A 22576-nucleotide genomic window follows, 5' to 3' on the forward strand; every position below is an offset into this window, starting at 1 on the left:
TGGCGGCTCGGGGGCCGGGGCGGGCTCGGGGGCGGGCTCCGGGGCGGGCTCGGGCTCAGGCGCCGGCGCCGGAGCGGGGTCTGCCGAAGCACTCCCGCCGGTGGGGGCGGAGAACGTCCTGGAGGCGGCGTGAGACCCACCGTTGGCCTCGGCGGTGGAGGGTGCGTCGTAGTCGCCGTTGGAGTGCTTGCCGCCGGGGATGGTGCGTGCGGACGCGGGGGAGAAGGGCGACGTCCTCTCCGGCGCGATCACACCGGGGGCATCGATGACCTTCTGGCTGCCGGTGTCGACCACAGGGACGGCGTCGTACTGCCCAGCGTGGGCCTTGACCTGCTGCGGCTGGTCCTCGAGGCCCGATCCCACGTTGGCCTGGGCGAAGGCGCCGATGCCGGCCGAGGCGATCGCCATCGCCGCGAGCGGCAGCAGGACGGCTTTGTTGTTGCGGCCGCGGCGCTCCGGCGTGGTGACCTGGTCCGTGGCCGCGCCGTTTCGGGTTGGCACCTGCGCGGCGGCGTAGGACGGCATCGCGGGGTTGGCGAATGTCACCGGCCCGGCCGGATGCAGCTGCTGGGCCGTGTAGGGGCTCGGCTGGTAGGCGTACTGAGGTGGTGCCTGCGGGGCCATCGGCAGCCGGTAGACGGGCCGAGGCGGCGGCGGGGCGGGCGGCCCCTGGCGAGCGGGCGCCGGGCCGGGAGCGGTGGTCGGCTTGGGACTGGTGAACCACGACTCGGTCGCCGGCGACGTCCCCTCCAGCGCGCGGTTCGCGATCTCGAGCGGGTCTGCCGTGCTGTCGTTCATGGTGCGCATCTGTGGGGCGGGGTGTCGAGCCGGCGTGGGTGGGACGTTCGAGAGGTCCCCCGTCGCGGGCCGACGATTCGCTTCAGTCATCTGACGCTGTCTCCTGAGCGCTTAGCGAGTGTCGGTTGTGTCGCGCAGCACGTAACGGAACCAGAATCTCGACTGTTTGTCACCTTCTTCTCAGAAAAAAGTTACCTCCGAGCTCGACGGAGCTCGGAGGTAACGGGAAAGATACGACCGGGGGTATATCTCGGGACGTGTTCAGAGCGCGGCGATGGCCTCGGCGATGCTCAGCGTGCGCCGCGCGGACTCGACGTGGAGGTTCTCCACCATCTTGCCGTTGTAGGTCACCACGCCGCCACCGCTGGCCTCCCAGGTCTCGATGAGGCCCCTGGCGTCGGCGACGGCCTGCTCGCTGGGTGCGAAGCCGGCGTTGGCGCCGTCGACCTGGCTGGGATGGATCAGGGTCTTGCCGTCGAACCCGAAGATTCGGCCCTGCTCGACCTCGGCCGCGTAGCCCTCGGCGTCCTTCACGTTGTTGTAGACGCCGTCGAGGATGACCTTGCCGCTCGCGCGTGCGGCGAGCACGGCCAGCTGGAGGCTGGTGACCAGGTTGGCGCGGGCGGGGACGTGGTCGACGTACAGCTCCTTGACCAGGTCGTTGGTGCCCATGACGAGCACCGTCAGCCGCTCGGACGCGGAGGCGATCTCCTCGGCGTGGAGGATGGCGTACGGGCTCTCGATCATGGCCCACAGCTTGGTCTGCTCGGGGACGCCGGCCTTCTCGAAGGCCGCGACGAGGTCGTGCACCTGCTGGGCGCTGTTGACCTTGGGGACCACGATGGCGTCGGGCCCTGCCTTGGCGGCGGCGGCGAGGTCGTCGGCGTGCCACTCGGTGTCGGCGCCGTTGATGCGGATGGTCAGGTATTTGTTGCCGTACTCGCCGGACGTCACGGCCGCGGCCGCGTTCTCGCGCGCCTCCGGCTTGGCGTCGGGGGCGACGGCATCCTCGAGGTCGAGGATCAGCGCGTCGGCGGTGATCGTCTTGGCCTTCTCGAGGGCACGCGTGTTGGAGCTCGGCATGTAGAGGACCGAGCGCAGGGGGCGGAATGCCTGAGTCATGATTCAGTCCTCGATCTCGATGGTGTCGTAGAGCTCCTTGAGCTTCGGGTCGATGGCGGCCAGCTCCTCGGCGAGGTCGACGAGGACGAGGCACTGCTTGAGCGAGGCGTCGTCCTCCATCTTGCCGTCGAGCATGACCGCACCGGTGCCGTCACCCATGGCGGCGACCACGCGGCGGGCGTGCTTGATGTCCTCGACGCTGGGGGAGAAGACCCGGTTGGCGATCTCGATCTGCTTGGGGTGCAGGCTCCAGGTGCCGACGCAGCCGAGCAGGAACGCGTTGCGGAACTGGTCCTCGGCCGCGACCACGTCGGTGATGTCGCCGAACGGGCCGTAGTAGGGGTAGATCCCCGCCGCGGCGCACGCGTCGACCATCTTCGCGATCGTGTAGTGCCACAGGTCCTGCTGGAAGACGGTGCGCTCGCCGTGGATGTTGCCGTCGATCGGGTCCTGGCGGACCAGGTAGCCCGGGTGGCCGCCGCCGACGCGGGTGGTCTTCATCTTGCGGTCGGCCGCGAGGTCGGCCGGGCCGAGGCTGATGCCCTGCATACGCGGGGAGGCCAGCGCGATCTCCTCGACGTTGGCCACGCCGCGCGCGGTCTCGAGGATGGCGTGGATGAGGATCGGCTTCTGTACGCCGCCCTTGGCCTCGAGCTGCGCGAGGATCCGGTCCACGTAGTGGATGTCCTCGGGGCCCTGCACCTTCGGCACCATCACGACGTCGAGCTTGTCGCCGATCTCGGTGACCAGGGTGACCAGGTCGTCGAGCACCCACGGGGAGTCGAGGCTGTTGATCCGGGTCCAGAGCTGGGTCTTCCCGAAGTCTGTGGCCTTGGCGATCTCGACCAGGCCCTCGCGCGCGGCGACCTTGTTGTCCGCCTTGACGGCGTCCTCCAGGTTGCCGAGGAGGACGTCGACGGTGCCGACCATGGCGGGCACCTTGGCTGCCATCTTCGGGTTCGACGGGTCGAAGAAGTGGATCGCGCGACTCGGCCGTGCCGGGATCTCCCGCAGCGGTGCGGGGGCGCCCACCGCCAGCGGCGCGAAGAAGTCCTTGGGGCTCTTGTGACTCATGCCGGTCACCCTAACGGCCGGGGGTTACCGGTCGGTAGGTGTCTCGGCTTGTAACGATCACGGTCGACGTCGGGCGGGGTGGTCCTTCGGTACGCGGGCGCCGTGCCGGATCCGGGCGCCGGCGTCGAGGCCGGCGAGGACGGAGCGCACCGTGGTGCGGAGCTTGCTGGGGTTCTTCCGGTAGCTGGTCATGACTCCATCGTGCTCGCGGTGGGGCCGATTCAGGGAGTGGCAGAATTGACTATGAATGATAGATTCTTGCCATGCCTGTGAAGCCGTCTGTCGCCATCCCGATCGTCGACGGGATGACCCTGTTCGAGATCGGGATGCCGCTCGAGGCGCTCGGCTACGACTGGGACCACGACGCCAGCCCGCTCTACGACGTGGTGCTGTGCGGCGACCTGCGTGGCGTACGTGTCCACGGTGGGCCGCGGCTGACCCCGCACCGGCCGATGACCGCGCTGGCCGAGGCGGGCACGGTGCTGGTGCCGGCGATCCGCCCGGGTGATCCGATCAGCCCGGCTCTGCTCCGAGAGCTTCGCCGGGCCGCCCGGGCCGGTGCTCGGATGGTCTCGTTGTGCACCGGCGCCTTCGCCTTGGCCGAAGCCGGGCTGCTCGACGGTCGCCGCGCGACGACCCACTGGCGCTGGGCGGAGCTGTTCCGGCGTACGTATCCGAGGGTCGAGCTCGACCCGCGGGCGATCTACGTCGACGACGGTGTGCTGACCAGCGCCGGCTCGGCCGCGGGGCTGGACCTGTGCCTCCACCTGATCCGCACCGACCACGGCCAGCACGCCGCCAACACCATCGCGCGCAACCTGGTCATCGCCTCGCATCGCGACGGCGACCAGGCCCAGTACGTCGCGGCCGACCCGCTCACCGAGCAGGCCCGTTGGCTCGACGAGCTGCGCACCTGGCTCCGCGCCCACCTGCACGAGGACGTCACCCTCGAGCGCCTGGCGGCGGCCGCCGCGGTCTCCCCGCGCACCCTCGCCCGGCGCTTCGAACGTGACCTCGCCACCACCCCGATGCGCTGGGTCGCCGCCGAGCGGATCGCGGTCGCCAAGACCCTCCTGGAGACCACAGACCTCCCGATCGACCGGGTCAGCCACGGGGCGGGCTACTACTCGCCGGTGACCTTCAGGGCCGGGTTCATCTCGGAGGTCGGGGTGACTCCTGGCCGCTATCGGACGCGGTTCTCGCGGCGTGAGGTCGGGTAGCGTCCGGGTGATGCGTTGAATGCCCACCGAGGTAACTCGGTCCGGTCTCGCCTGCTTCGCGGAGTTCCATGAAGACAGTGGCGGTCCACCGAGTTACCTCGGTGAACATTCACTGCCGCCGCTGCCACCAGCGACGCTTCCGAGCGTCCTCCTGGCGGCGTACGTTCTTGGCTGCCTCGACCCGGGCGGCGCGGCGCTCGCGCCACTCGTCGAGGGTGGCCTCGACGTCGCGGGGCATGGTGATGAGAGGCGGGCCCTCGGGCGCCCCGTAGCGGGCCGCGATGACGCGCTCGTTGAACTCCTCGACGATCCTGCGGGCGCCGTCCTCGGTGGTCTCCCGATCGATGAGGTCGTCGAGCTCGGCGTCGTCCTTGCGGAGCTGGACGGACCGGGGGAGCACCACGATCCGCTCCCGCTCGATGAGCTGTTTGACCCACCAGTCGGGGTCGTGATCGCGGTCGAGGTTCTTGATCGGCTTGCCGGCGCCGGGCAGGTCGTCGAACTCGCCGCGCTGGATCGACTGCTGCACCTGCAGATCGACCCACTTGGCCTGGTCCTGCATCCGGGCGGCAGCAGCGGTCTTGCTCGCAGCATCGTCGAGGGGCGGGTGCGTCTCCGGGCGTCCCTCCGGCCGGTCTTCGCTCGTGGGCATGTGGTCACCTCCAGCGCCGGAAAGTTTACCCAGCGCTGGTAGCGCGGCGGGGCAGCAGGAGCAGCAGCCCGGCCACGAGCGCGGTGACGCCGCAGACCGCCCACACCGTCAGGTAGCCCGACAGCGGCGCGTGCGCCTCGCCGGAGATCGAGCCGTCCGCGGCGAGCGCGATCGCGAAGACCGCGGAGGCGATCGCGCCGCCAACGGTCTTGGTGGCATTGGTCATGCCGGTCGCGAACGCGGTGCGGGAAGCAGGCGCCGCTGCGGCGGCCGCCGCCGGGAGCGAGGCCACCAGTGCGCCCGAGCCGAGCCCGACGACGGCCATGTTGAGGAGTCCTTGAGCGGTGGTGTCGTGGAACGGCAGCCACATCAGATAGCCCGCCGCCACCAGGAAGCAGGCGACCGCCTGCGCCCGCACCGGTCCGAGGAACCGTGCCCACAGCGGCAGGGTGAAGGCGGAGACGGCCATCGCGATGACGTACTCGGCGATCAGCAGTGACACGAACGACGCGCCCGCTCCCAGTCCGAAGCCGGCCTCTGCGGGGTCGGTGCGTGCGAAGGTCGACAGCGGGATCTGTGCCCCGAGCACCGACATCCCGAAGAGGAACGCGGTCAGCTGGATCGGCCACTGCCCACGCGAGGCCAGCAGACGTACGTCGATGAGCGGCTCGCGCTGCCCCGCGTCGTCCAGCGCGGTCTCGATGCGCCAGAACGGGACCAGTGCGAGCAGGCCCAGGGCGACGAGAGACCAGGCGATCAAGGATCCGGCCCCGAGGACGCGTACGCCGACCAGGCCCGCCATGACGAGACCGAGCACCACGGTGAGCACCGCCAGCCCGAGCCAGTCGAAGGCGCCGCCGCTGGTGCCGGCATCTGGCTCGATGCCGACGGCGATGACGACGAAGACCGCGGTCACGGCCACGGCCGGGAAGGTCAGGATCGCCCACATCGGGAGCACGCCGACGAGTGCGCCGGCGGCGACCGCGCCGATGATCACCGAGAGCTGCAGCGCACCGACCAGGACACCGGCGGCCCGCCGGGTCAGGGCGGTGTCACCCCCGGTGCGCTTGTGGACGATGGCGACCTCGAGCGGCAGCCAGATGACGTAGGCGCCCTGGATCGACCAGGCGACCAGGAACGAGCCGAAGTCGGGAGCGACCACGGTCCACCAGGTGGCGGCCGCGGTGACGCCCGTCGCCAGCAGGAGCACCTTCTTGTGGCCGATCAGGTCGCCGAGCCGGGCGAGCGGCGGCACGCACAGCGCGGAGACGATCAGCTGCCCGGCCTCGAGCCAGTTGAGGTCGGCGTCGCCGACGCCGAGATGGTCGGCGAGGTCGGAGAAGATCGGCGTGTAGTAGCCCTGCAGGATGCCGCTGGCGAACTCGACGGCCACCAGGAAGCCGACGATCACCCAGATTCCGCGAGCAGCCCTCTCGACGCCGCTGCGCTGACTTTCGGTGGTCACAGCGACTCGATCAACCTTCGGTAGAAACGGATCCCGTCGAGGTAGTCATCGACCCCGATGTTCTCGTCGGCGGCGTGGATGGTGGCCCGCTGGGCGGCGGTCATCCGGAACGGCGCGAACCGGTAGACCCGGTCGCTGATCTCGTAGAAGAAGCGTGAGTCGGTCGCGGCCATGACCGTGTAGGGAGCCGGAACCGCCTCCGGGAAGATCTCCGCGATGGTGTCGGTGACCAGCGAGAACGCCTCGTCACGAGGCGAGACCGGCGACGGCTCGCCGGCCCGGACGACCTCTATCTGGACCTGCTTGTCGCCGATCGCGGCGCGCAGCCGCTCGACGACCTCGGCGACGGTCTCGCCGACCATGATCCGCAGGTTGACCCCCGCCGTCGCGGCCGAGGCGATCACGTTGGCCGCCGGGCTGCCCTCGAGCGTCGTGATCGCGACGGTTGTGCGCACAAGTGCGGCCGGCTCGGGTCCCAGCCGGGTCAGCAGCCGGGCCAGTGCCGGGGCCAGCCGGCCGGCGTTGGCCAGCACGGGGCGCATGGGCTTGGCTGCGTACGGGGCGATCCGCTCGAACATCTCCACGGTCGGCGCCGGCAGCTGCACCGGCATCGACATCCGGTCGAGACGGGTGATCGCGCGGGCCAACCGCACGGTCGGGCCGTTGCGTCGTGGGGTGGAGGAGTGGCCGCCGTCGCCGGTCACCCGCAGACGTACGTCGGTGGTGCCCTTCTCGGCGACGCCGACGACCCCGATCGGCGCCGCGATCCCCGGGAAGGCGTCGAAGGCGACCGCACCGCCCTCGTCGAGCACGAACCACGGCGCGACCCCCTGGTTGCGGAGCTCTTCGACGGCCGCCCGCGCGGCAGCGCCGGTCGTCTCCTCGTCAGAGCCGAACGACAACCACACGTCGTACGCAGGCGTGAACCCGTCCGCGAGCAGCCCCTCGACCGCGGCGCAGATCGCGACCAGCTGGCCCTTGTCGTCCAGCGTGCCACGCCCGTGGATCACGCCGTCGACGATCTCGCCACCGAACGGGTCGTGCGTCCACTCGCCGGCGATCGGGACGACGTCCTGATGGGCCATCAGGACGACTGGCTTCTCGGTCGAGGCGCCGGGCCAGCGAAAGAGGAGACCGTGCCCGCCTACCCGGGTGAGCGCGAGGGTCGAATGGAGCAGCGGGAAGTGCTCGCGCAACGTCTCGTGGAGCTGCGCGAACGCCTCGGCCTCCGCGCCCGAACCGTCGTTGACGGTCGGGGCCCGGAGCGCGGCCTGGAGCGCGGCGACGGGATCGAGTGTCATGGCCGCAACCTAGTCGGCCATGACACCGTCGATCACCGTGGTAGCGCCTCCGTCACCAGTTTGTGGCCTTCTTTGCGTCGGGGAGCTTCATCCCGCGTGGGTGGATGACGTAGGCGATCCCGTCGGTCGAGGTCTGCCAGACCCGCTCGAAGTTCTCGCGGGTGTAGACGTTGCGGACCTGGTCGTTGGAGGGGTAGTTGGGGTCGTAGATGATCGGGTCGCCCTCGGCGGTGAAGCCGCCGATGACCAGCAGGTGGCCGTCGGTGCCGTAGCCGGACTCGGGCATCTCCTCGAGGTCCCAGTTGGCCGAGACGACCAGCGGGACGCCGGCCTTCACCAGGGTCTCCGCCTCGGCGAGCGAGCGCAGCCGGGTCACGTACCCGTCCAGGCCCCAGCGGGTGGCGTAGGCGGTGTTGAACGGCCAGTTGCCGGCGCCGTCGTAGGCGTAGTCCCAGGTGTTGATCGCGGCGTAGTCGACCTGCGGGTCGCCGTTGGGCGCCTCGATCCCCTCGAGTTCGCTCGCGGGCACCTCGCGTCCCCAGTGGTACTGCACCATCGTCGTCGAGGTCGGCGAGCACCAGACCTGTCCGCCGCCGCCGAACTCCGGATATTCGCCGCGGTGCTTGTTCTGGCTGAACGGCGGCACGTCGAGGTCGATCTCTCGGTCGAGGGTCGGTGTGCTGGTGCCGGGGTAGGCCGAGCTGGGGATGTACTCGTTCGTCAGCGTCGACAGCGACCGCAGGCTCGGGGAGACGCTCGCGCCCGCGGGCCGCAGCAGGGTGACGCTGGTCTGGAACGCCTCGGGCTCCTTGCCGGTCCGAGCGACGTACGTGTCGGTGTAGAGCGCCGCGTCGGTGTCGTTCTGCCCGTTGACCGAGGTGCGGTGGATGTCGCCGGCTGCGAAGTCGTCGCCGGCGGTCCAGCGACCCATCACGAACCACTTCGTCCAGGTGCCGTCCGCCTTGCGGCCGCGGAACCGGATCTCGGCCCAGGTGCCGGTCGGGGTGGCGACGTCCCAGGACGTGACCGACTCGTCGATCGCGTACCCGGTCTCGACCACAGGGGAGGTCCAGGTGCCGGTCTCGTAGGTCTTCGCCGTGCCGTCGCCGAAGGGATCGGTGTAGGTGGTCGTGCCGGTGGTGCCCGCGATCCGCAGGGCGCCGTGCTTCCCCGGCAGCAGGCCGCTCGAGCTGCCCTTCGCGAAGTCTCCGGCGTTGTCCCAGCGGGTGAGAGTGATATCGGTGGTGGGGGTCTCAGGCTCGGTCGCGTGGACCGGAGTCGTGGGTGCTACCAGAACGGTTGCGGCGGCGAGGGCAGCAACGTACGCAAGGCGGGACCGTGGGCTCATGCCCGGCAGGCTATTCCTCCGCGGAGGTGCCCGGTATGACAATTCGCCAAGTCGGCTCACCAGGTCGGCTCACCGAGTCGGCTCACCAGGTCGGCTCCCTCGAATGGTCGGTGCCGGGTGGCATCCTTGGTCACCGTGAACAACTTCGCTTCCGACGGCTGGTTCAAGGACGAGTTCCACAAGAGGTATGCCGAGTCTGCCAAGGAGATCGGCCGGTTCAACCTGGCGGTGTTCGGTAAGACCGGAGTCGGGAAGTCCACGCTGGTCAACGCCGTCTTCGGGGCGGAGGTGGCGAAGACCGGGATCGGGGAGCCGGTGACGAAGGAGTCGACGCTCTACCTGCACACCAGCGGGTTCTTCGGTCTGCTCGACACCCAGGGCCTCGAGATCGGCGTCGAGGGCGACCGGGTGATCAAGGACCTCGCCAAGCTCATCCAGGACCGGCGCCGCAAGCCGCAGTCGGAGCAGGTCCACGTGGCCTGGTACGCCATCCGCTTCGGCGACCGCCGCTTCGAAGAGACCGAGGCGGCGTTCATCCGCAAGCTGGCCGACCTGGGGTTGCCGGTGGTCCTGGTGATGACTCAGGTGCCGACCTCGCCGACCGGTGCCTACCACCCGGACGCGGTCGAGTTCGCCCAGCAGATCGACGCGCGCGGGCTCCCGGTGCACGGGGCTCGGGTCTATCTGACCAACGCGAAGGCCGACGACTTCTCGGGCCAGCAGGTCCACGGGCTGCAGGAACTTGTTGATGCCACCTTTCGATGCGCGCCTGCAGGCGTCGAGGATGCCCTCACCGCGGCGCAGAAGGTGGATCTCAAGCGCAAGCAGGACCAGGCGAACACCGTGATCGCGGGTGCCGCGACCGCGGCCGGGGCGGCCGGCGCCACCCCGATCCCGTTCTCGGACGCCGTCGTCCTGGTGCCGATCCAGCTAGGGATGATGGCGCGCATCTCGGCGATCTACGGCATCGAGGTCGACAAGGCGGCGATGGCCTCGATTGCGGCCACCGCGGCCGCCACCCAGGCCGGTCGCACCGTGGCCGGCAACCTGCTCAAGATGATCCCCGGGTTCGGCACCGTCGGCGGCGGGGCGATCAACGCCACCGTCGCCGCGGGCTTCACCGGCGCCATCGGCGCCGCCTGGTCGACGGTCTGCCTCAAGCTCGGCGAGGGCAAGCTCCGCGGTGTCAACGGCGCCCTGGACACCGAGAGCGTCAGGGCGCTCTTCCTCGACGAGCTGAAGAACCAGATCTCGCGGCTGAGGCTCAACGCCCGGGAGAAGTGAGACCGCTCAGACGGCCATCGCCGCCTCGTACGCCGCGGCGAGCCGCTCGCTCGCGCGCGGTGCATCCGGGTCTGGCCGAGGCGTGCCGAGGTGGAGCTCGCGCAGCTCGTCCATGAACGACTCGACCATCTCGGGACCGGCGTCGCGCAACAGCTCGGCGCGGACCCGCAGCTGCCGGGTGCCGTCACGGTGGGCGAGCCCCCAGTTGCCGAGCGCGACCATGATCGGCAGCGTCTGGATGCCTGCCTCGGTCAGCGCGTAGGCCGCCTTCTGCCCGCGGCCGGCCTCCTCCTTGGTCAGCAGGCCGCCGTCGACGAGCTTCTTCAGCCGGCTGCTGAGGATGTTGGAGGCGATGCCCTCCTCGGAGCTGGTGAGCAGCTCGCGGAAGTGGCGACGGTTCCCGAACATCACGTCGCGCAGCACGATCACCGACCAGGGGTCGCCGAAGACCTCGACGGCTGCGTTGATCGGGCACCCCGATCTGGGCTCGCTCATTCGGCCGCTCCTGTACTCGGAAATAGTGGTTGCAATCTGCAATCGGGAAGTCTACTCTCGACGTCAGTGATTGCAAAGTGCAATCACTTTCATCCGAGGGAGATCCACATGTCACGCGTACGTGCTCACACCATCGCCGTCTCGCTGGACGGCTACGCCACCGGCGAGGGCCAGAGCCTGGAGGCACCGTTCGGCCACGCCGGCATGCGGCTCATGGAATGGGCCTTTCCGACGGCGACCTTTCAGGCATTGAGCGGCCACCGAGAGCGCGTGGAGGTCGATCCGGCGTCCGCGCCCGACGATGTCTTCGCCGCACGTTCGTGGGAGAACATCGGTGCCGAGATCATGGGCGCCAACAAGTTCGGCCCTCCGGGATGGCAGGGAGACGCCGACTGGACCGGCTGGTGGGGCGAGGAGCCGCCCTTCCGCACCCCCACCTTCGTGCTGACCCATCAGCCCCGTGAGTCGATCGAGATGAAGGGCGGCACCACCTTCCACTTCCGCAACGCGTCCATCGAGGACGTGCTGGCGGAGGCCCGCGAGGCCGCCGACGGCCAGGACGTACGCCTCGGCGGCGGCCCGTCCTCGCTCCGGGACTATCTGGCGGCCGGTCTCGTCGACCACCTGCACGTCGCCGTCGTCCCGATCGTCCTGGGCCGTGGCGTACGGCTGTGGGACGGGCTCGAGGCCCTCGAGGACGGCTATGACGTCGAGTCGGCGACCACCCCGAGCGGGATCACCCACATCACCTTCGACCGGACGCGGGCCTCGTGATGAGCGAGCGTCAGCGAGCGATCAACGGATCTTTCATCGGGGCGCGTCCGTATTCTGGCGCTCGCGCTACGGAGGCGGCCCGATGAGCGGCAAGGTGCTGTGGCACTTCTCGATGTCGCTCGACGGGTTCGTCGACGGCCGCGAGCCCGGGATGGCCTGGCTGAACGGTGTCACCGGCCCTCCCGGGGTCGAGGAGGCGTACTCTTCCCGGCTCGGCGCCGTCCTGGGCGGCCGGAAAGGCCATGACGCCTACCCTGATGCGATGCCCTACGGGGACTGGCAGGGGCCGGTCTTCATCCTCACTCACCATCCCGAGGACGCCCGTCCGCAGGAGCACGTCACCTTCCTCGACTGCGACGTCGAGGAGGCGCTGCGGATCGCGGTCGAGGCCGCCGACGGTAAGGACGTCGAGGTCCACTCCGCCGATATCGGCCGGCAGCTCCTCGAACATGGCCTGATCGACCAGATCGACCTGCACATCGCACCGGTTCTCCTCGGCGACGGCATCCGCCTCTACGACAATCCGGGCGGCGCGCCGATCAAGCTGCACAACCTGATCGGCGACGATCCGCACCGGGAGGTCGACCTCCGCTACGCGCCGCAGCGTCCGTGACGCTCCAGCTCCGAGGTTCAGACTCGGCAGCCGGCCGCCCGGGCGGCTGCGTAGGGGTAGGACTTCGCCGGGCCGGTGCCGTAGTAGTACGGCGAGCACAGGTAGGCCCAGGTCTTGGGGCCGACGATGCCGTCCACTGCCACCGAGGAGTCCCAATAGCGCGACGACGTCTGACGCGCGACCACGGCCTGCCGCGTCCGGATGCACCTGACACACGTGCCGTTGCCGCCGTAGGAGTAGTTGTACGACGTGCAGGTCGCGGCCTCCGCCGGTGTCGGGGCGGCAACGCTGGTGATGGCCACCCCGTGATCGCGATGAAGGTCGCAGAGACGCGCGGCCCGTGGAGGGATGTTCATCGAGGTATGCACCGGAGCATTCGCTTCCGTAGCGGAGTTCCACGAGGGGAGTGAGGGTTCGTCTGCATACCTGGACGAACATCCACCCAGGTCACCCTGCGCGACGCATCGCCCGAAAGAGCCGCTCGATCGAATCGGCGGGGCGGTCGTAGTCGGACCAGATGAATCGGATCATCATCGACCTGGTCAGCTCACGCAGCTCGTCTTCTCGGCGCTTCTCTTCGAACACCACATCCCCAGGGTCCTGGCCTGGTTTGAGCAGCCTGCCGTACTTGACCCTCCCGTCGAACTCGCCGAGCAGCCCGAACTGGGGCCACGCCCAGTCGGTGATCCCGGCGAGCGTGCCGTCGGGACGCCGTACCTCGTACTGCAGGATGGGCCGGGGAACGCCGTAGCGTTTGAACATCGCAGTGCCTCGCGACTCGCCGATCGACCCCGACCGCCCATCGGCGAAGGGCAGCACCCTCCCCACGCGGCGCATGAAGGGCCAGTGCTCCATGATCGAGTACGCCGCGTCGAGCTGCTCCCGGTCGAACCTCTTGCTCCGCAGGCCTGAGTCGAGCAGGCACCAGGCCGCCTCGGTGTCGATGCGTGATGCGGTCTCGAGTACGCAGCGTTCCGGGCGCACCACCCGCTGACCGTTCACCTCGACGATGTCGTCGTGGCCGACGAACCCTTCATGGTGCACCACGTCACCCTCGATCCGGCCAGGACCTCCATCGAGCCGGGTGACGTGCACGCGGTCGAGCGGGACCCGCCAGAGGTCGATGTCGTGGCGTACGACTCCAGACGCATGACTCAATGCCACCCTCGGGCCGAGCGCGTGGAGCACGGCGCTGGAGCGCACCCGGTGACGGCCGACGTCGTCGAGCTCCGCCCACATGGCCGCCGGGGCGTAGGCGCCCCTTCTCACCCGATGCCACTCCTTGCGTCGAACCATCTTGGTGATCTCGCGGTCGGCGTAGCCCGCCGCTTTGGCGTGTCGTCGCGTGAAGAAGCCGTCTCGTTCGACGGCAAGATCCAGATCGTCCATGGAACGACCGTCGCCTGTTGGCACATGCGATTTCCAACCCGATGTGGGCGCGTGTGGATAACCCATGCGCGAGACATCCCTGTGGATGGTGATCGGCCAGGCGGATGTTGGTCTAGGTACGCAGCCGAACCGTCACTCCCCGCGTGGAACTCCGCGAGGGAAGTGGATGCTCGTCTGCATACCTAGACGAACATCCCCCGCCCTCACCACCGCCCGCGGTGAACGACGTCCTCGAGCGGAGTCCGTCGGCGCCGGGTGGGCGACCCCTTGGCACCGCCGGAAGCAGGGTGCCCGATGGTGACGGCGCCGATGGGGTCGAAGGTGTCGGGGATGTCGAACGAGGACCGGACCGCGGCGTCGGCCTCCGGCGGGATCCCGAAGTAGAGCGCGCCGAGGCCTTCGTCGACCACTGTCTGCAGGATCAGCATCGTCGCCATCGCGGTGTCCATGTGCCAGAACGGCATCGGCCAGTGCGCCTCGTCGCGGTCGGTCCAGCCCTTGTCCTTCTCCGCGTAGCGGTCCAGGTAGGCGGCCTTCGAGGAGCACGGGACGATGATGACGGGCGCCTGCATCATGCCGGTGAGCCACTCGTCAGGATCGTCCACATCGGCGGTCGCCTCCCAGTAGCGGCGTACGTCCTCGGGGGTGTCGAGGACGAGGAAGGCCCACCCTTGGGAGAAGCCGGCGGAGGGGGCTCGGGTGGCGTTGTGCAGGATCCTGTCGAGCACCTCAGGATCCACGGGATCGCTGGTGTAGCTGCGGACCATCTTGCGGCGGCGTACGACCTCGGAGAACTCCATAGGTGAAGTGTCTCGTCTAAGGCGCCGAGCGTCCGACCTAGGCCCGGAAGCAAGGCACCTGAGTCGGAAAGTAGGGCGGGCGACCGATCCGGGCCCCTACCTCAGCGGAGGAGTGTTCTCGATGTCAGCAGGACATCCCAGCAGGACAGAGCCAGCAGGAGATCGAGATGTACAGCACCGTAGGTTACGAAGCAGAGGTCAAGTACCGCCGCCAGCAGATCCAGAAGGAGCTGGTCAAGCGCCAGCGGGCCAACCAGGCCCGTCAGGCACGCCGCGACCGCACCCGCTGAGATGCGGTCGCAGGACCGACAACGCCGAGCAGGAGAGATCCGGCTCGGCGTTGTTTCACGTCCAGGGCCAGGCGATATCGACCCCTGGACCGACCCGGTGGTTGCGGATGGCGCGATGATGACCCTCATGGCGCAGAGTGCCGAGAGGCTCGTCGGACGTGACGCGGACCTGGAGACGTTGGCTGGGCTCATCGGCCTGAGCGGAACCGCCCCGGCGGGCACGGGCAGGCACGTGCTCCTGGCCGGCGATGCCGGTGTCGGGAAGACCCGGATCCTGCGCGAGCTCCGCGGCCGAGCCGTCGCGGACGGCCGGCAGACCTTCGTCGGGCACTGTCTCGACTTCGGCGACAGCGCCGAAGCCTACCTCCCCTTCACCGAGATCATCGACAACATCATCTCCGCCCTGCCCGCAGTGGTGGCGCAGGTGGCCGACGCACACCCGGCGCTCCTGCGGATGGCGCCGGTGGCCCGGGCGTTCGGCGGGGCTGACACCGCCGACCAGGAGGCGCTCGACCGAGGCAATCTCTTCGCCGCGATCCACGCCCTGCTGGAGCGCGCGGCCGAGAAGACCCCGGTGCTGATCGTGGTCGAGGACACCCACTGGGCCGACCAGTCGACCCGCGACCTGCTGACCTTCCTCTTCACCAGGCCGTTCGTCGGCCCAGTCACGATCGTCGCCTCCTACCGAGCCGACGATCTCCACCGCCGCCACCCGCTGCGCCGCCAGCTCGCCGAGTGGACCCGGCTGCCGTCGGTCGAGCGGTTCCACCTCGGGCGGCTCTCCGACGATGACGTACGCCTCCTGGTCGCCGAGCTGGCCGGTGATCTGGGGATCGACGTGGAGAGCGTCGTACGCCGCGCCGAGGGCAACGCCTTCTTCGTCGAGGAGCTGGTGCAGGCGGCCGGCACCGACGAGCTGCCCTGGGACCTCGCCGACCTGCTGCTGGTCAGGCTCGAGCAGCTCGACGCGACCGCCCGCGAAGTGGTCGACACCGCGAGCGCCGCCGGCCGCGACGTCAGCGACGAGCTCCTCCACGCCGTCGCCGGCCTCGACCGGGCCACGCTCGACGCCGGGCTGAGGCAGGCGATCGAGCGCGCGATCCTGGTGCCGCGCGAGGACGGCTACTACGTCTTCCGGCACGCCCTGCTCGGGGAGGCGGTCTACGACGACCTGCTCCCAGGCGAGCGGGTCCGGCTCCATCAGCGCTATGTCGAGGCGCTGCGTGGTGATCTCACCACAGGGAGCTCTGCCGGGCTCGCCCGCCACGCTCGTCTGGCAGGGGATCACGAGACAGCGCTGGCGGCCGGGATCGCCGCCGGCGACGAGGCGGCGGCGACCGGTGGTCCGGACGAGGCATCCCAGCACTATCAGCAGGCGATCGCCCAGCTCGCCCGCCGGGCCTCCTCTGAGGATGACACCCAGCGGCTCGTCGACCTGGTGGTCAAGGCCAGCGATGCGATGGTCGCCGCCGGGCACGCCGATCGGGCCGGGAAGCTGGCTCGTGAGCAGCGGGAATCGCTTCCGCCGGACGCGCCGGGCCTGTGGCGCGCGCAGCTGATGACGGTCGAGATCGAGACCAGCTTCGCCTACGTCAACGACGTCGAGGTGGAAGAGCTGGCCGAGGCGGCGATGGCCAAGCTCCCTGAGGACGCCCCGCCCCTGGTGCGGGCGCGCCTGCTCGCCGCGTACGCCCGGGTGCTGATGATCTATCGCCGTCACGACGATGCCGAGAGGGCCGGGCAGGAGGCGCTGGCGCTGGCCGAGGAGCTCGGTCGGACCGGTCTCGCCGCTGAGGTGGCGACGACGCTCGCCGGCTCGTGGGGCCGCCCGGCAGAGCCCTGGATCGAGCCCCTGCGCGCGGCCGTCGCCCGAGCGGCCGAGGTGGGGGCGCTGCACCCGGAGCTGCGTGCCCGGCTCCAGCTCGCCTACGCCCTCGACGCCGTTGACCGACTCGAGGAGGCGGCGGAGAGCTTCCGCAGCGCCTTCGAGCTCAGCGTCGAACGAGGAGTCCCCTGGGCGCCGTACGCCTTCGACGCCCGGATCGCCTGGATCGGCCGCCTCTACGCCAAGGGCAGATGGGACGAGGCGCTCGCCCTGACCGAGTCCTACGGCATCCCGGCGGCTCTGTCGCCGTGGCTGGAATCCACGCGGCTGATGATCGAACAGGATCGAGGTGCCGACCTCGGCGAGCAGGCGCGGCGGCTGCGGCCCTCGTGGAAACAGGAGGTCGCGACGGCGAGCGAGTCTGTGCCGGTCGAGATCAAGGCCGCCGGAGCTCGCGGTGACGTGGACGGCGTGATCGAGGCGTACGACGCGGCTGTCGAGGTGCTCACGCGCACCTGGGGACAGTGGTTCGGTGGCAACGCCCGGCTCTCCGCCGTCGCGGTGGGCGCGATCAGCACGGTGATCCCTGGCCTTCCGGTCGGCGAACGCCGACAGGTGATGGCACAGGTCGACCGGATCCTCGCCGAAGGGACACGGCCTGCCGACTCGCCGAAGCTCTGGGGGCTGGAGGGACAGGCGTGGACGGCGCGGCTGGTGGCCGAGGGCCTGCGTGTCCACTGGCTTGCCGGCATCGAACCGCCCGAGCAGGAGGAGCTCGTCGATGCCTGGCGAAAGACGGTGGCCGCGTTCGAGGCCTTTCCCCACGTCCACGAGCTCGCCTGGTCGCGGGCCCGGCTGGCCGAGGTGCTTCGTGCGGGCGGTGACGCTGCCGGCGCGCGGGTGCTGGTCGACCAGGCGCGGGAGTCGGCGAAGCAGCTCGGTGCCGAGCCGCTGCTCGAGCACCTGCGTACGCTCGGGACGACGCCGCAACGTTCGGCGACCGGCCCCTCCGGCAACCTCACCGCCCGGGAGAGCGAGATCCTCGCTCTCGTCGCGGCCGGGAGGAGCAACGGCGAGATCGGCAAGCAGCTGTTCATCTCGACCAAGACCGTCTCGGTCCACGTCTCCAACATCCTGGCCAAGCTCGGCGCCTCCGGCCGCACCGAGGCAGCGGCCATCGGACGGCGCCGTGGGCTCGTGGAGTGATGCGGGTCACGGCCGAATGAGGCACCCCTGACGTACGCCTAAGGCAGGCGCCTCATGTGTCGCCCTACCTCAGGAGCCGAGTCTGGATCCATGACCTACAGCAACCAGATCAGCTACGACGCCGAGCTGGCGTACCGCCGCCAGAGCATCGCCCGTGCGACCGCGGCCGACCGGCTCGCCCGCCAGTTGAAGCGCCGTCGTCCGCGCCGGATGGACTCGATACACAACTGAGTCCTTGGACCACGGTAATGCAGGGGAAACCCGGGCCCGGAGGCGCGATGATAGGGGACATGGCGCAAAGTGCTCGGTCCTTCGTAGGTCGCGACTCGGAGTTGCAGACCCTGACCGGGCTGCTCGGGGTGGTTCCGACGGCTTCGACCACCGGTGGCGCCGGCGCCCGGCGCCAGCACGTCCTCCTCGCCGGCGACGCCGGGGTCGGCAAGACCCGCCTGCTCACCGCGCTGCGCGACCGCGCGCTGACCGACGGCTGGCAGGTGCACGCGGGACACTGCGTCGACTTCGGCGAGAGCGCCGTGGCGTACATGCCGTTCTCGGAGATCCTCGACCGGATCGTCGCGGACCTGCCCGACGTGGTCGAGCGGGTGGCGGCCGACTATCCGGCGTTGGCCAGGCTCAGACCCGTACGCCGCGTGATGGGCGCCAACCAGGGCACTGCAGCCGCGGGGACCGACCGGGGTCAGCTCTTCGACGCCGTCCACACGCTCTTCGAGGCAGCCGCCGAGAAGGCGCCGCTGCTGGTCGTGGTCGAGGACACCCACTGGGCCGACCAGTCCACCCGTGACCTGCTGACCTACCTCTTCACCCGGCCCTACGACGGTCCGGTCGCGATGGTCGTCTCCTACCGCGCCGACGACATCCACCGCCGCCACCCGCTGCGTCGTCAGGTGGGCGAGTGGGGCCGACTGCCCGACGTCGAGCGGATCGTGCTCGAGCCGCTCTCCGACGACTCCGTGCGGCGTCTGGTCCACGAGCTGGCCAGCGGGAAGGTCGACGCCGAACGAGTCGTCCGCCGAGCCGAGGGCAACGCCTTCTTCGTCGAGGAGCTGGTCCAGGCCGGTTGCGACGAGGACCTCCCGGTCGACCTCGCCGACCTGCTCCTGGTGCGACTGGACCGGCTCGACGGTGCCGCCCGCAGCGTCGTCCGGACCGCGAGCATCGCCGGGCGCCGGGTCACCCACGAGCTGCTCGCCGCGGTCACCGAGATGAAGACCGACGAGCTCGACGACGCCCTCCGCACCGCGGTCGAGCAGAAGGTGCTCGAGCCGACCGGGTCGCGCTACACCTTCCGCCACGCGCTGCTCGCCGAGGCGGTCTACGACGACCTGCTCCCCGGCGAGAAGGTGCGCCTGCACGCCCGGTTCGCCGAGGTGCTGAAGGAGACCCCCGGGCTCGGTGCGGCAGCCGAGCTCGCCCTGCACGCCAAGCACGCCGGCGATCTCGCGACCGCGCTGCGCGCGCGCATCGCCGCGGCCGAGGAGGCTCGCAACGTCAGCGGCGTGGGCGAGGCGGCCCATCACTACGAGAAGGCGCTCGGTCTCGCCGCGGACCCGAAGGTCGCCGACGCGGCAGGGGTCGACCTGGACCGGGTCTACGAGCGGGCCGCCGACACCCTCATCCTCGCCGGGCTGCCCTCGCGGGCGGACGCGATCCTGGCCGAGCGGCTCGACGCGATCCCGGCCGGCCGGACCGTCGGTCGGGCGCTGCTGCTGGCGACCCGGGCCGAGGCGGCCTTCGCCATGGAGAACGGCGACCCCCTCACATACTCCCGTGCTGCGATCGACGCGCTGCCCGACGACGCCGAGCCGAAGGCACGCTGTGTCGTCCTGGCCGTGCGCACTCGGACCCTGGTGGCCTACCGTCGCAGCGAGGAGGCCGAGGCGGTCGGGCTGGAGGGCATCGAGATCGCCGAACGGCACAGCCTCTCCAAGCTCGCCTCCGACATGGCCACCAGCCTGTCGATGCTCAAGGTCCGCACGGGCCGGGCCGGCGGTGACAAGGTCGAAGGCTTCCGTCAGGTGCTGCGCGAGACGATCGACCAGGCGCGACGGGTCGGGTCGACGTACGCGGTCAGCCGGGGGCTGTTCGCGCTCGGCCGCTCCTATGACGAGGCCGGTGACTACGCGGAGGCGCTGAATTGGTTCCGTGCGGTGATCGACGATGCCGGCGGGGAGTCGCTGCAGTGGTCGCTGTACGTCGCCGCGGCCCGCGCCGACATCGTCCGGATCCAGATGGTCCTGGGGGAGTGGGAGGAGGCGCTGGCACTGGCCGGGGGCAACCTGCCCGACGCGCCGCCGGTCCCGGTCGCGCTCCTCGACATCCTCCGGATGATGATGGAGCAGGCACAGGGGGCCTCGGTCGGTGAGGCGGCCGCGGCGCTGCGTCCGTTCTGGACCCAGGAGGGCTTGATCGCCCTCTACGGCGCCACCGTCGAGATGGTCGCTGCCGGCCGGGCCGGAGACCACGCAGCCGTCTTCTCGATCTATGCCGACACCGTCGAGACGCTCTCCCAGTTCTGGACCGAGTGGTTCGGTGGCCGGGTGCGCCTGGCGGTCGTGGCCGCCTCGGCGATCGCGCAGATGCTGCCGTCGGTGCCGGCCGTGCAGTGGCCCGCCCTGGTCGAGGCCGTCGACGGTCTGCACAGCGACGGCGAGCAGGTGATCGCGCAGTATCAGCCCGGCGAATGGGGACCGGAGGGCCGGGCCTGGGCCGCGCGCCTCGAGGCCGAGGTGCTCCGCGTCCACTGGCTGGCCGGCATCGACGCCCCGCTCCAGGAGTCGCTCCTGGCGGCTTGGATGCGCGCGGAGCAGCAGGTCGAGGCCTACGGCGATGTCCCGGGCCTGGCCGCCGTGCGGACGACGTACGCGGTCATCCAGCGCGCCACGGGCGACGTCGCCGGGTCGCGGGCGACCGCCGACAAAGCCAGGGAGACCGCGAAGCGCCTCCGGTTGCAACCGCTGCTCGACGAGCTGAGGTCGCTCGGCGCGACCGCGGTCAAGCAGCACCAGACCACGCCGACGGCCCTGACGCCGCGGGAGAGCGAGATCCTGACGCTGGTCGCGGCGGGGCGCAGCAACGGCGAGATCGGCAAGCAGCTGTTCATCTCGACGAAGACGGTCTCCGTGCACGTCTCCAACATCCTCGGGAAGCTGGGCGCCGGCAGTCGTACGGAGGCGGCCGCCATCGCACGTCGCCAGGAGCTGATCAGCTGAACTGCTGGTGCTCGATGAGAACGTGTGGCTGAATTGTCACCATCATCACGCGCTGGCCGAGGAGCACATGTGAAGCAGGGTGGGCGGCATCCGATCGTGGCCGGAGTCACGGCGCTCGTCGCGGTCGCCGTGGGTGTGGGGCTGATCGTCGGGATCGGGATGTTCGTCGGCGCCAACATCCTGGGGCTCGGCGGCGGGGGCGCCGCCAGCGACCAGGCCACCGACCCGGACGCGGGCGCCTCGCTCTACGCTCCGTCGCCGAAGCCGACCAAGACCGCCACCGGTCCGGCGATCACGCTCGATGCCTCGCCCACGAGCGCCCCCGAGAAGAAGGCGGGCTCGGTGTCCACCTCCACGAGCTCGTCACCGTCCGAGTCCGCCGCGGAGAAGCCGGGGAAGAAGGAGATCACCCTCCAGACCGGCATCGTGGTGGCGAAGCCGATGGAGCGGATCGACATCACCGGGATCTATCCGGGCGGAGAAGGTGCCATCCTCCGGCTCGAGCGGGACGAGGGTGAGGGCTGGCAGGAGTTCGGCATCCCTGACGTCTCGGTCACGGGCGAGCAGTTCTCCACCGCGATCCAGACCGGCCGGGTGGGAAAGCACCGGTTCCGGATGAAGGACATCGACACCGGCACCTTCTCCAACGTGGTGAGCGTGACGATCGGCTGAGTGTCGAGGATGGAATAGGCGACCACGTACTTGGTTGTATGTGGGTATGACGGTTCCCACGATCAAGCTCAACGACGGCACTTCGATCCCGCAGTTCGGTCTCGGCGTCTGGCAGGTTCCCGAGGACGAGACCGAGCAGGTTGTCAGCCAGGCCCTCGAGGTCGGCTACCGCCACATCGACACCGCGCAGATGTACCAGAACGAGGCCGGTGTCGGCGCCGCGCTGAAGACCGCCGGACTCGCCCGGGAGGACGTCTACGTCACCACCAAGCTCAACAACTCGCAGCACGACCCGGCCAAGGCCAAGGCGTCGCTCGAGAGGTCTCTGCTGCTGCTCGGCCTGGACCACGTCGACCTGTTCCTGATCCACTGGCCGCTGCCGACGCAGTACGACGGGACGTACGCGAAGACCTGGGAGGCGCTCGTCGGCCTGCGTGAGGCGGGCCTGACCACCTCGATCGGCGTCTCCAACTTCCAGCCCGACCACCTCGACAAGATCGTCGCCGAGACCGGCGTGGCCCCGGCGGTCAACCAGATCGAGGTCCACCCCTACTTCGCCAACGAGGCCGCCCGGTCCGCCACCCTCGCCCACGGCGCGAAGGTCGAGTCGTGGTCGCCCCTCGGTCAGGGCGGCGGCGAGCTCACCGACGCGGTGGTCGCCGAGATCGCCTCCGCCCACGGCAAGTCGCCCGCCCAGGTCCTGCTCCGCTGGCAGATCGACCGCGGCGACATCGTCTTCCCCAAGTCCGTACGCCGCGAGCGGCTCGAGGAGAACCTGGCGATCTTCGACTTCGAGCTGAGCGCCGAGCAGGTCGCCGCCCTCGCAGCCCTGGACAAGGGTGAGTCCGGCCGCTCCGGCCCGAACCCCGACACCTTCGACTGGATCCCGTCCTTCTGATCCACCCCAACCCGCCGAGCCGGCTCGTCATGACGAGCCGGCTCGACGCGATTTTGGGCGGGGTTGGAATAGGGGGCGTAGGGTCTTCGTTGTGGGGAGTGAGCGAAGTTGAGTTGAATC

21 protein-coding genes and 1 pseudogene are annotated in these 22576 nt (G+C 69.9%); 10 read left to right on the forward strand and 12 right to left on the reverse strand.

Features of this window, described 5'->3' with window-relative positions:
- The 4 genes and pseudogenes from IEY84_RS12575 to IEY84_RS26920 all read right to left on the reverse strand — a co-directional run.
- Nucleotides 1–798: pseudogene (locus tag IEY84_RS12575) on the reverse strand (hypothetical protein); the annotation flags it as partial.
- A gap of 261 nt (nt 799–1059) precedes the next feature.
- Nucleotides 1060–1920: an HpcH/HpaI aldolase/citrate lyase family protein gene (locus IEY84_RS12580; RefSeq protein ID WP_183547801.1), complete on the reverse strand. Its 861-nt coding sequence runs from the start codon at nt 1918–1920 to the stop codon at nt 1060–1062.
- 3 nt (nt 1921–1923) lie between these two features.
- Nucleotides 1924–2994, reverse strand: a complete 1071-nt coding sequence (locus IEY84_RS12585) for an HpcH/HpaI aldolase/citrate lyase family protein (RefSeq protein WP_183547803.1) — start codon at nt 2992–2994, stop codon at nt 1924–1926.
- 57 nt (nt 2995–3051) lie between these two features.
- Nucleotides 3052–3186 carry a hypothetical protein gene (locus tag IEY84_RS26920; RefSeq protein WP_260173804.1) on the reverse strand — a complete coding sequence of 45 codons (135 nt, stop codon included), beginning with the start codon at nt 3184–3186 and terminating at the stop codon, nt 3052–3054.
- Between the two features lie 71 nt (nt 3187–3257).
- Here IEY84_RS26920 and IEY84_RS12590 point away from each other — a divergent pair, with 71 nt between their 5' ends.
- On the forward strand, nt 3258–4214 hold the full coding sequence (locus tag IEY84_RS12590) for a GlxA family transcriptional regulator (RefSeq protein ID WP_183547805.1): 957 nt from the start codon (nt 3258–3260) through the stop codon (nt 4212–4214).
- Nucleotides 4215–4323: 109 nt separating this feature from the next.
- Here the strand turns inward: IEY84_RS12590 and IEY84_RS12595 are convergent, their stop codons facing one another.
- From IEY84_RS12595 to IEY84_RS12610, 4 genes are read right to left on the reverse strand one after another with little or no spacing between them, the layout of a single operon-like run.
- Complete coding sequence (locus IEY84_RS12595; RefSeq protein WP_183547807.1) at nt 4324–4866, reverse strand: DnaJ family domain-containing protein; 543 nt, start codon at nt 4864–4866, stop codon at nt 4324–4326.
- Between the two features lie 25 nt (nt 4867–4891).
- Nucleotides 4892–6331, reverse strand: a complete 1440-nt coding sequence (locus tag IEY84_RS12600) for an MFS transporter (protein WP_183547809.1) — start codon at nt 6329–6331, stop codon at nt 4892–4894.
- Nucleotides 6328–7632: a M20/M25/M40 family metallo-hydrolase gene (locus IEY84_RS12605; RefSeq protein ID WP_183547811.1), complete on the reverse strand. Its 1305-nt coding sequence runs from the start codon at nt 7630–7632 to the stop codon at nt 6328–6330. Before IEY84_RS12605 ends, IEY84_RS12600 begins: the two co-directional genes overlap by 4 nt.
- A 52-nt stretch (nt 7633–7684) precedes the next feature.
- Complete coding sequence (locus tag IEY84_RS12610; protein WP_183547813.1) at nt 7685–8980, reverse strand: C39 family peptidase; 1296 nt, start codon at nt 8978–8980, stop codon at nt 7685–7687.
- A gap of 135 nt (nt 8981–9115) precedes the next feature.
- On the opposite strand from IEY84_RS12610, the gene IEY84_RS12615 reads away from it, so the two are divergent.
- Entirely contained in the window at nt 9116–10264 is a 1149-nt protein-coding gene (locus IEY84_RS12615; protein WP_183547815.1) for a GTPase family protein, read from the forward strand.
- Nucleotides 10265–10270: 6 nt separating this feature from the next.
- On the opposite strand, the gene IEY84_RS12620 is transcribed toward IEY84_RS12615, so the two are convergent.
- Nucleotides 10271–10759 carry a winged helix-turn-helix transcriptional regulator gene (locus tag IEY84_RS12620; RefSeq protein WP_183547817.1) on the reverse strand — a complete coding sequence of 163 codons (489 nt, stop codon included), beginning with the start codon at nt 10757–10759 and terminating at the stop codon, nt 10271–10273.
- Nucleotides 10760–10867: 108 nt separating this feature from the next.
- Here IEY84_RS12620 and IEY84_RS12625 point away from each other — a divergent pair, with 108 nt between their 5' ends.
- Nucleotides 10868–11533, forward strand: coding sequence for a dihydrofolate reductase family protein (locus tag IEY84_RS12625; RefSeq protein ID WP_183547819.1), 666 nt, complete (start codon nt 10868–10870; stop codon nt 11531–11533).
- 82 nt (nt 11534–11615) lie between these two features.
- The gene (locus IEY84_RS12630; RefSeq protein WP_183547821.1) at nt 11616–12146 is read left to right on the forward strand and encodes a dihydrofolate reductase family protein; all 531 of its coding nucleotides are present in this window, start codon (nt 11616–11618) and stop codon (nt 12144–12146) included.
- Between the two features lie 17 nt (nt 12147–12163).
- Here the strand turns inward: IEY84_RS12630 and IEY84_RS12635 are convergent, their stop codons facing one another.
- From IEY84_RS12635 to IEY84_RS12645, 3 genes are all read right to left on the reverse strand, one after another.
- Nucleotides 12164–12502, reverse strand: a complete 339-nt coding sequence (locus IEY84_RS12635; RefSeq protein WP_183547823.1) for a peptidoglycan-binding domain-containing protein — start codon at nt 12500–12502, stop codon at nt 12164–12166.
- Nucleotides 12503–12593: 91 nt separating this feature from the next.
- Complete coding sequence (locus IEY84_RS12640) at nt 12594–13535, reverse strand: type IV toxin-antitoxin system AbiEi family antitoxin domain-containing protein (RefSeq protein ID WP_183547825.1); 942 nt, start codon at nt 13533–13535, stop codon at nt 12594–12596.
- Nucleotides 13536–13738: 203 nt separating this feature from the next.
- Complete coding sequence (locus IEY84_RS12645; protein WP_183547827.1) at nt 13739–14335, reverse strand: nitroreductase family protein; 597 nt, start codon at nt 14333–14335, stop codon at nt 13739–13741.
- A 167-nt stretch (nt 14336–14502) separates the two neighbouring features.
- Between IEY84_RS12645 and IEY84_RS26925 the strand changes: the two genes are divergently transcribed.
- The 6 genes from IEY84_RS26925 (at nt 14503) to IEY84_RS12670 (ending at nt 22456) form a co-directional block, all read left to right on the forward strand.
- Nucleotides 14503–14625: a hypothetical protein gene (locus tag IEY84_RS26925; RefSeq protein ID WP_260173806.1), complete on the forward strand. Its 123-nt coding sequence runs from the start codon at nt 14503–14505 to the stop codon at nt 14623–14625.
- 127 nt (nt 14626–14752) lie between these two features.
- Entirely contained in the window at nt 14753–17656 is a 2904-nt protein-coding gene (locus tag IEY84_RS27005; RefSeq protein WP_308424453.1) for a helix-turn-helix transcriptional regulator, read from the forward strand.
- 90 nt (nt 17657–17746) lie between these two features.
- A complete protein-coding gene (locus tag IEY84_RS12655; RefSeq protein WP_183547831.1) occupies nt 17747–17887 on the forward strand; it encodes a hypothetical protein in 141 nt (46 codons plus the stop codon).
- A gap of 59 nt (nt 17888–17946) precedes the next feature.
- The gene (locus tag IEY84_RS27010) at nt 17947–20886 is read left to right on the forward strand and encodes a helix-turn-helix transcriptional regulator (RefSeq protein WP_183547833.1); all 2940 of its coding nucleotides are present in this window, start codon (nt 17947–17949) and stop codon (nt 20884–20886) included.
- A gap of 69 nt (nt 20887–20955) precedes the next feature.
- Nucleotides 20956–21558, forward strand: a complete 603-nt coding sequence (locus tag IEY84_RS12665) for a hypothetical protein (RefSeq protein WP_183547835.1) — start codon at nt 20956–20958, stop codon at nt 21556–21558.
- 46 nt (nt 21559–21604) lie between these two features.
- Nucleotides 21605–22456 (forward strand): aldo/keto reductase, encoded by an 852-nt coding sequence (locus IEY84_RS12670; protein WP_183547837.1) that lies wholly within the window; start codon nt 21605–21607, stop codon nt 22454–22456.
- Nucleotides 22457–22576: the final 120 nt, after the last annotated feature.

The sequence above is a fragment of the Nocardioides albus genome (assembly GCF_014648255.1).
Taxonomy (GTDB): Bacteria; Actinomycetota; Actinomycetes; order Propionibacteriales; family Nocardioidaceae; genus Nocardioides; species Nocardioides albus.

Excerpts from the sequence above, each read along its gene's own strand:
- IEY84_RS12605 (WP_183547811.1), bottom strand. The coding sequence starts at position 7,632 with ATGACACTCGATCCCGTCGCCGCGCTCCAGGCCGCGCTCCGGGCCCCG.
- IEY84_RS27005 (WP_308424453.1), top strand. The coding sequence starts at position 14,753 with ATGGCGCAGAGTGCCGAGAGGCTCGTCGGACGTGACGCGGACCTGGAG.
- IEY84_RS12635 (WP_183547823.1), bottom strand. The coding sequence starts at position 12,502 with ATGAACATCCCTCCACGGGCCGCGCGTCTCTGCGACCTTCATCGCGAT.
- IEY84_RS12580 (WP_183547801.1), bottom strand. The coding sequence starts at position 1,920 with ATGACTCAGGCATTCCGCCCCCTGCGCTCGGTCCTCTACATGCCGAGC.
- IEY84_RS12655 (WP_183547831.1), top strand. The coding sequence starts at position 17,747 with ATGACCTACAGCAACCAGATCAGCTACGACGCCGAGCTGGCGTACCGC.
- IEY84_RS12625 (WP_183547819.1), top strand. The coding sequence starts at position 10,868 with ATGTCACGCGTACGTGCTCACACCATCGCCGTCTCGCTGGACGGCTAC.
- IEY84_RS26925 (WP_260173806.1), top strand. The coding sequence starts at position 14,503 with ATGTACAGCACCGTAGGTTACGAAGCAGAGGTCAAGTACCGCCGCCAG.
- IEY84_RS12670 (WP_183547837.1), top strand. The coding sequence starts at position 21,605 with ATGACGGTTCCCACGATCAAGCTCAACGACGGCACTTCGATCCCGCAG.
- IEY84_RS12630 (WP_183547821.1), top strand. The coding sequence starts at position 11,616 with ATGAGCGGCAAGGTGCTGTGGCACTTCTCGATGTCGCTCGACGGGTTC.
- IEY84_RS12610 (WP_183547813.1), bottom strand. The coding sequence starts at position 8,980 with ATGAGCCCACGGTCCCGCCTTGCGTACGTTGCTGCCCTCGCCGCCGCA.
- IEY84_RS12590 (WP_183547805.1), top strand. The coding sequence starts at position 3,258 with ATGCCTGTGAAGCCGTCTGTCGCCATCCCGATCGTCGACGGGATGACC.
- IEY84_RS12645 (WP_183547827.1), bottom strand. The coding sequence starts at position 14,335 with ATGGAGTTCTCCGAGGTCGTACGCCGCCGCAAGATGGTCCGCAGCTAC.
- IEY84_RS12620 (WP_183547817.1), bottom strand. The coding sequence starts at position 10,759 with ATGAGCGAGCCCAGATCGGGGTGCCCGATCAACGCAGCCGTCGAGGTC.
- IEY84_RS27010 (WP_183547833.1), top strand. The coding sequence starts at position 17,947 with ATGGCGCAAAGTGCTCGGTCCTTCGTAGGTCGCGACTCGGAGTTGCAG.
- IEY84_RS26920 (WP_260173804.1), bottom strand. The coding sequence starts at position 3,186 with ATGACCAGCTACCGGAAGAACCCCAGCAAGCTCCGCACCACGGTGCGC.
- IEY84_RS12585 (WP_183547803.1), bottom strand. The coding sequence starts at position 2,994 with ATGAGTCACAAGAGCCCCAAGGACTTCTTCGCGCCGCTGGCGGTGGGC.
- IEY84_RS12595 (WP_183547807.1), bottom strand. The coding sequence starts at position 4,866 with ATGCCCACGAGCGAAGACCGGCCGGAGGGACGCCCGGAGACGCACCCG.
- IEY84_RS12640 (WP_183547825.1), bottom strand. The coding sequence starts at position 13,535 with ATGGACGATCTGGATCTTGCCGTCGAACGAGACGGCTTCTTCACGCGA.